Raw genomic sequence first — 7,653 nt, 5'->3', positions numbered from 1 at the left:
GCTGGCCCGGACGCTGACCAGCGGCCCCAACCGGCGGGTGGCGGTGGCGCTGCCGTCCTGGCGCGCGGGCGGCAAGGAGATCGCCGAGTACGTCGTGGAGGGGCTGAGCCTGGCCGTGCACTGCGGCCGGTGGAACGTGCTGACCGACCGGTTCCGCGCGGACTACGGCTCCGACCTGCCGAGGGAGCCGGAGAGCGCCGAACTGCTCGGCTGCGAGGCGGCGGACGAACCGCTGCGGCGTGCCGGGGTGTTCACCGACGCCGTCGTGCTGGCGCGGGAGCTGGTGGCCGCGCCGGCCAATCTGATCACCCCGGAGCGGCTCGCCCGGGAGGCGGCGGCGATCGCCGACGGCGACGACCGCTTCTCGCTGGAGGTGTGGGACGCGGACCGGTGCGCCGCGCAGGGGCTGACCGGCTTCGCCGCGGCGGCGGCCGGCGGCGCGGACCCGGCGCGCTTCATCCGGCTCGGCTTCCGGCCCGCCGACCCCGCCGGGCCGCCCGTCGCCCTGATCGGCCTGGGCCTCACCCATGACGACCGGGGCGTGCTCCGGTCCGGCGGGGCGGTCCAGGGGGCGAAGAAGTACATGGCGGGGGCCGGTGCGGTGCTGGGCGCGGCCGCCGCGCTGTCGGCGCTGGGCGGCCGGACGGAGGTCCAGTTCCTGATCCCGGCGCTGGCGAAGGCCGCGGGGCCGGGTGCGCTGCGGGTGGGCGACCTGGTCACGACGGCCTCCGGCGCCACGGTCGAGGTCAACCACGAGGACGCGCACGGCCGCCTGATGCTGGCGGACGCCCTGCACCTGGCGGCCCGGCTGGGGGCGGCCCGTACGGTCAGCGTCTCCGCGCTCGGCCTGCCGGTCGCGGCGGCGCTCGGCCCGAAGGCGGCCGGGCTGTGGAGCACGGACGACGCGCTCGCGGCGGAACTCGTCGCGGCCGGTCGTGCGGCGGGCGAACTGCTGTGGCCGCTCCCGCTCGTGGACGAGTACGACGACGAGCTGTGGGCGCCCTTCGCCAACCTGCGGTCCGCCGGGCCGGAGAGCGGGGACGCCGCCACGGCCGCCGCCTTCCTGCGCCGGTTCGCCCCGGCGGCCGGCTGGGCCCACCTGGAGATCACCGAACCGGCGTGGTCGCCCAGGATCGACGGCTACTACAACGCGGGTGCCACCGGGTACGGCACCGGCACCCTGGCCCGCTGGCTCTGCCTCCGCTGAGCCGCCCCATCTCCCGAGGATCTTCCATGTACGCACCCGAGCTGTACCGCTCCGAGGAACTCGCCCAGCAGCACCGGCTGATCGAGGCCCATCCCTTCGGCATGCTCACCGCGACGGTGGACGGCCGGCCGCACGGCACCCACATCCCCTTCGTGCTCGACAAGGGGCCGGGCGACGGCCCCCGCGGCCGGCTCCGCGCCCATCTGGCCAAGGTCAATCCGGTGGTGCCGGTCCTCGCGGAGGGCGCCGAGGTGATGGCCGCGTTCGTCGGCCCGCACGCGTACATCTGCCCGGACGACTACGCGACCGAGACGCACTTCCCGACCTGGAACTACGCGGCGGTGCACGTCTACGGGCGGCCCCGGCTGCTGGACGCCGACGAGGAGCTGCGGCAGCTCGAGGACCTGATCGCGGCCGAGGAGGCCCGCCGGCTGCCGAAGGAGCCCTGGACGCTGGACCGGGTGCCCGGGGAGCTGGTCGAGCAGTTCCGCACGATGATCGTCGCCTTCGAGCTGCCCATCGACCGGATCGACGGCATCTTCAAGTTCGGCCAGAACAAGAAGGAGGAGGACGTCCTCGCGCAGATCGCCTCCTTCCGCAGCCGCCCCTTCGACTCCGCGGCGCACTTCGCGGACCAGTTGCACGCGCACAACGCCGAACGACTCGGCTGAACCAGAGACGTGAACGAGAAAGGCTCACCGACATGTCCGCACACCCCCTGCCGCCCCTGACCGCCGGAGCCTCCCACGAAGAGGTCCGCGAGCGGATCTCGGCGGTCTGGCGCGACCTCTTCGCCGAGCCCGGCCTGCGGCTCGCGGAGGAGGACAACTTCTTCACCCTGGGCGCCTCGTCGCTCCTGGCCATGCGGATGGTGACCGTCCTCTCCGAGGAGCTGGACGTTCCGCTCTCGATGCTCGCGGTGGTCGAGAACCCCACGCTCGGTGGTCTGACCCGCCATGTGAGGGAGCTTTCGGCGGCCGGCGGGGACCGGGAGGTCGGCGAACTGTGACTGGATATGCCTCACCCTCACTCCCTGCATAGGTATGCAGGGAGTGAGGGTGGTCGGCTCAGCCCCAGATCAGATCGCCCAGAACGATGACACCTCCGGGCCCGCCGTTCGCCGCCGAAGCGCCCCGGTCGCCTTCACGCTTCGTAGCCAAGAGACTGTGTGCAGTACCCATTTCAGCCATTCCCCCACTTCGTGGTCGCCGAAGATCGCCCGGCATCCGAACGCCGGAGCGAGAGTGACGGAGAGTGATCACTCGAACACGGCTCCAGTCACACCGCATCTATATTCGAGGATCGGTACATAATTTCGCAACCAAAAACAGGCTATGAACTCACATTGCGGGATGTGGGGCCTCGGCCGGCCCGTCCGCGTCCGCCCCGGCGGCGGGCCGCTCCGTCGCGAACAGGGCCGGTTCGGCGGCCATGTACCGCTTGAGCCGCATCATCAGCACCGCGAGGCAGGCCATCGCCGCCGCCCCCACCGCCGGGATGAGCACGACGAGCGGCACCGCGTGGCCGGTCACCGCCAGCAGCCCACCGGCCAGGGGCAGCGAGAGGAAGTTCAGCAGGGAGACGGCGGCGACCGTACGCCCGAACTCCTCGCTGGCCACCACCCGCAGCCGCAGCGTGCGGATGACGACGCTGAACACGCTGTCCCCCGCCATGAACACCGCGACCAGCCCCGCGAAGAAGAAGAACCCGGTGGTGGGGCCCAGCGCGACGAAGACGACGCCCTGCACCACCGTGCTCACGGCGGCCACCCCGAGGAAGCCGTAGCGGCGGATCAGCCGGGGCGCCGCCGTCAGCGTCACCATCGCCACCAGGCCGGCGGCCGAGTACACGAGGCCCAGGGCCCCCTCGTTGCGGCCGTAGCGGTCCGCGAGGGCGGGGGCCACCCCCTGGATCACACCGAGCATGACGTTGACGCACATGGTGGCCAGGACGATCGTCCTGAGCACCGGAATCCGCACCACGTTGCGGACGCCGGTCACCGCGTCCGCCAGCAGGCGGCGGGCCGCTCCGCCCCCGGCGGGGGCCGGTTCCGGCGCGGCGGTCCCCGCCCCGCGCGGCAGCCCGAGGCTCAGCAGCAGGCTCACCCCGAACAGCCCCGCGACCACCACCACGATCGGCAGCGGGCCGGTCAGCAGCAGGGCCCCGCCGACGACCGGGGCGAGCAGCAGCGTCCCCTGCTCGATCCCGCTCAGCACGCTCTGCGCACGGTGCATGTCCTCGGGCGCCACGAGCGAGCCCGCCAGCTTCTCGCCCGCCACGAGGACCTGCTCGCAGCAGATCCCGGCCAGCAGGGCGAAGACGATGACGACGGCGAAGGCCTGGCTCTCCAGGACCACGGTGAGGATCGCCGCCACCACGCCGAGCCCCACCCGGACGAGGTCGTTGGCCCGGTAGATGCGCTGCTCGGGAAACCGGTCGGCGAGGTGCCCGGCGACCGGCAGCGACAGCAGCCGGGGCACCCACTGGGCGGCCAGGACGAGCCCGGACCAGGAGAGTTCGCCGGTGGCCTGGTAGGCGAGCACCGGAAGCAGGAACTGGATCAGCTGGTCGGTCATCCAGCCGACCGCGCGCAGCGCGTAGTAGCGGTGCAGGGTGCTGCCGAGGCGCGAGGAGAGGGGGGTCATGAGGGCTCCGTGAGAAGGGGTCTCGGTCTCGGGGGGCGCGGGCCCCTGCGGACGGGCGCCGCCTACGGCACGGGGACCACCGTCTCGCCGAGGCTCCGCCAGATCTCCTGGGCCTGTTCCGGCGAGTCGGCCGAGAACAGCGCGTACCCGATGCGGCCGCGGAAGTCGTGCAGGGGCGGGATCTCCTCGCCCGGGGCGATCACCACGCCGGTCTCCGTCACCTCGGGCCGGGCGGCCATCGCGTCCCAGCCCTTCAGCTCGGAGTAGCGGGTGAGGTCCGGGGCGGTGAAGTAGCGGATTCCGGCGCACTTCACCTGCCGGCCGACGTCCGCCCCGAGGTCCTGCGGCGACCGGCCCAGGTACGCGGCGAGCATCGCCCGCGACATCGAGGTCCCGGTCGAGAGCTGCACGAGTTCGGTGATCCGGTCGCCGGGCAGCCGGGCGGCGATCTCGATCAGGACGGGCTCGTCGCCGGGCAGCCGCAGTTCGCAGTGGAACGGCCCTGACGTGATGCGCACGGCCTCCGTGACGCCCCGCACGTACTCCGTCACGCGCTCCCGCACCAGCGGCGGCACGGCCGACGGGACGATGTGCCCCAGCTCCACGAAGTACGGTTCCGGGCCGAGGAGTTTACGGGTCACCGAGAGCACCACGACCTCGCCGTCGTGGACGTAGCCGTCGGCGCTGAACTCGGGGCCGGTCACGTACTCCTCGACGACTACCCGGGTGTCCATGGCGAAGCCCAGGTCCAGGCGGCGGTCCGCGGCCAGTTCCGCGTAGGCCGCGAGCAGTTCGCCGACCGTGTCGGCGCGGCGGACGTGGATGCTGCCCGACGACTCGACGGGCTTGATCACGCACGGGAAGCCGATGGTCTCGGCGGCGCGCTCGACCTCCTCCGGCGTCCCGGCCCGGGCGTGCCGCGGCACCCGCAGTCCGGCCTCGGCGGTCCGCTCCCGCATCAGGGCCTTGTTGCGGACCAGGTCGACCGCTTCGAGCGGCAGCCCCGGCAGACCGAGGCGGTGCACCAGCCGGGTCACGGCGGGGATGTAGAACTCCGCGCCCGGCACGAGCGCGTCCAGCGGGTGTTCCGCGTGGTACGCCACCACCGCGTCCGCGAGCGCCCGTTCGTCGTTGGTGTCGACGGTGAGCAGGGTGTCCACGAACCCCTCGAACCCGGGCGGCAGGCTGCGGTCGTCCACGCCGGCGCTGGCCACGACGACCTCGAACCCGAGCCGGTGGGCGTCCTCGACCATTCTGGTTCCCGAGGAGACCGGCTCGACGATGAGGACCCGGGTGCGCCGTTCACCGGTGCCGGGGAGCGAGTGAGACATGTGACGTTCCTTCTCGTGCGGAGCGGTGGTGCGGGCTGACGGGGTGGGGCGGGGGGTGGCCGGCCGGAACGTTCCGGCCGGCCGGGGGCACGGTCAGACCAGGGCCCGGCCGTGGTCCGAGTAGCGGCGCCCCTCCGCCTTGCGCAGATCGGCCATCACGTTGATGCGGCGCAGCCAGCGGTCCGTCCCGTCGTAGCGGGCGGCGAACGGGCGGCGGCCGTGCACGGCCCGCTTGTTGTCGACGATCAGCATCTCGCCGGGCGCGAGCGCCACGTCGCGCAGCTTCGCGTCGATGCCCTTGATGATCGCGTCCAGGGCGGCGGCGGCCTCCGGGTCGAGGTCGCGCGGCATGAAGGCGGGGTCGATGCAGATGAAGGGCGACTCCGGGTTGCCGGAGAGCACCGAGGTGCGGCGGGGCTCCTCGTTCATCTCGGCGATCTTGCGGAACGCCTCGGCGACCCAGTCGCCCTCCTCGACGCCGGTGGTGCCGGCGTTGAAGCTGGCGGTGTGCGACTCGTCGGGCAGGATCACGAACCGCTCCTGGAAGAGCACCTCGCGGGTCCGGTCGTCGATTTCGACCTCCTGGACCGGTGCGAAGGTCGTCGGGACCTTGTCGTGGTTCCGCAGCCCGATCAGCATGATCCAGTCGGCGCGCAGCGGGTGGAAGGCGTCCTCGTTGTGCCACTCCAGGTTGACCGTGGAGCTGGAGCCGAGCTGCTCGTTCTCGTGCCCGGCGATCGGGAAGAGGTCGAGGACCATCCGGCCGCGCTGCTGGGTGAGGTAGGAGACCGGGTCGCCCAGGAGCGAGCCGAGCAGCAGCAGCGACGCGGCGGCCCGCCGGGCCTCCCGGCTGTCCGGCACGTCCGTGTAGCTCAGCGGGGTGGGGCCGGCCTGGGCCTCGTCGATCGGCAGGTTCGAGATCACGAAGCCGCCGAACGGGCGGCCGGTGAGCCGGAACTGGCCGACGGTGGCCCGCACCCGCGCCGGAAGCTCGTGCGAGAGGAGGGAGAGCTGGTCGAGCCGCTGCTCCAGCGGCAGGCCGGGCTCGGTGTCCAGCACGTGGTCCGCGATGTCCTGCACCTGGGTCCGCTCGGTGTCCGTGAGCTCCAGGCACGGCACCCCGTCGGCGGCACGCAACGTCAGCTCGGGGGCCGTGGGCACAGTCAAGTTCGGCACGGTGACGATCCTTTGTCGTGAAGAGGTCTGAAGCGCCGGCGCGGAGGACTCCGTACGGCCCCCGGAGGGGCGAACGACAGGGGCGACGGGCAACGGTGGCGCGCCCCGGTCGGCCGGCGTGGGGCCGAGGCGTCTCCCGCTGCCGGGCGGACGGTGCCCGGCACGGGACCTCGCCTCGTATACGGGAGAACTCCCTGCACGAAAGTCTGGAGGACCCCGATCACCGCCGTCCAACACTCTCCGTGTCCGTGTGAGGACAAGTCCGCACACGGACACCACCGCGTCACGGACGGTGTTCGGCGATCGCCTCCGTCAGGATCGAGACGGCTGCGGCGAGGTCCTCCAGGGGCAGCCCGCCGTACCCGACCACCAGCCCTTCGGTGGCGGAAAGGCCCTGCCGGAAGGCGGACAGCGGGGCGACCTCCACGCCGAGCGCGGCGGCCCGGCGCGCCACCCGGGCGCCGTCGATGCCGTCCGCGAGCAGCAGCACGGCGTGCAGTCCGGCCTCCAGCCCGGTGAGCGTCACGAGGTCCGCCACCGGTTCCAGCGCCTCCCGCAGTACGTTCCTGGCGCGGGCGTAGTGCAGCCGGGTCCGGCGCACGCGCCGCTCCAGCGCGCCGGAGGAGAGCATCCGCAGCACGGTGTGCTGCACCGGCCAGCTGAGCGGGCCGTCCACGATGTCCTTCAACTCGGCGATGCGGCGGGGCAGTTCGCCCGGTGCGACCAGATAGCCGCAGCGCAGCGCCGGGGTGAGGACCTTGGACAGGGTACCGAGGTAGATGACCCGGTCCCGGTCGAGTCCGGCCAGGGACGGCAGCGGCGGGCCGTTGTAGCGGTACTCGCTGTCGTAGTCGTCCTCCACGATCCAGGAGTCGTGCGCGCGCGCCCAGGCGACGAGGTCGAGCCGCCTGCCGACGCTCATCCGCACCCCCAGCGGGAACTGGTGCGAGGGCGTGACGTGCGCCAGCCGGGGCGCCCGGGCGCGGGCCGCCAGCACCTCGACCCGTGCGCCGTCCTCGTCGACCGGCACCGGGGCCGCCTCCAGGCCGTGGGCCCGGATGAGGGAGCGCACGACCGGGTGGCCGGGGTCCTCGCAGCCGACGGCGTCGCCCGGGCGCAGCAGCGTGCGGAAGACCAGGTCCATGGACTGGGTCGTGCCGCTGGTCACCACGATGTCGTCGGGGGCGCAGACCAGGCCGCGGGTCCGGGCCAGGTGGTCGGCGAGCGCGGCGCGCAGTCCGGGCAGCCCGGCCGCGTCCTGGTAGCGGGTCGGGGCCGCCGTGCGGGCCGTCTC

General features: G+C 73.0%; 7 protein-coding genes. 3 read left to right on the top strand and 4 right to left on the bottom strand.

The window, feature by feature from the left end:
• The 3 genes from MHW47_RS29285 to MHW47_RS29275 form a co-directional block, all read left to right on the top strand.
• The coding region (locus MHW47_RS29285; protein ID WP_239226783.1) for a M17 family metallopeptidase at nt 1-1,207 on the top strand (1,207 nt) is incomplete at its 5' end.
• Between the two features lie 26 nt (nt 1,208-1,233).
• Complete coding sequence (locus tag MHW47_RS29280) at nt 1,234-1,878, top strand: FMN-binding negative transcriptional regulator (RefSeq protein WP_239226781.1); 645 nt, start codon at nt 1,234-1,236, stop codon at nt 1,876-1,878.
• Between the two features lie 32 nt (nt 1,879-1,910).
• On the top strand, nt 1,911-2,216 hold the full coding sequence (locus MHW47_RS29275) for an acyl carrier protein (RefSeq protein ID WP_239226780.1): 306 nt from the start codon (nt 1,911-1,913) through the stop codon (nt 2,214-2,216).
• 331 nt (nt 2,217-2,547) lie between these two features.
• Here MHW47_RS29275 and MHW47_RS29270 read toward each other — a convergent pair whose 3' ends face one another.
• The 4 genes from MHW47_RS29270 to MHW47_RS29255 form a co-directional block, all read right to left on the bottom strand.
• The gene (locus tag MHW47_RS29270; protein ID WP_239226779.1) at nt 2,548-3,852 is read right to left on the bottom strand and encodes an MFS transporter; all 1,305 of its coding nucleotides are present in this window, start codon (nt 3,850-3,852) and stop codon (nt 2,548-2,550) included.
• A gap of 62 nt (nt 3,853-3,914) precedes the next feature.
• Nucleotides 3,915-5,183, bottom strand: a complete 1,269-nt coding sequence (locus MHW47_RS29265; protein WP_239226778.1) for an ATP-grasp domain-containing protein — start codon at nt 5,181-5,183, stop codon at nt 3,915-3,917.
• A 93-nt stretch (nt 5,184-5,276) separates the two neighbouring features.
• A complete protein-coding gene (gene gntD, locus MHW47_RS29260) occupies nt 5,277-6,359 on the bottom strand; it encodes a guanitoxin biosynthesis L-enduracididine beta-hydroxylase GntD (protein WP_239226777.1) in 1,083 nt (360 codons plus the stop codon).
• Nucleotides 6,360-6,642: 283 nt separating this feature from the next.
• The coding region (locus MHW47_RS29255) for a PLP-dependent aminotransferase family protein (RefSeq protein ID WP_239226776.1) at nt 6,643-7,653 on the bottom strand (1,011 nt) is incomplete at its 5' end.

Origin of the sequence: Streptomyces sp. OfavH-34-F, from assembly GCF_022347745.1 — a bacterium.
In the GTDB taxonomy this organism is placed as follows: domain Bacteria; phylum Actinomycetota; class Actinomycetes; order Streptomycetales; family Streptomycetaceae; genus Streptomyces.
This window is presented reverse-complemented; position numbering and strand designations above follow the sequence as displayed.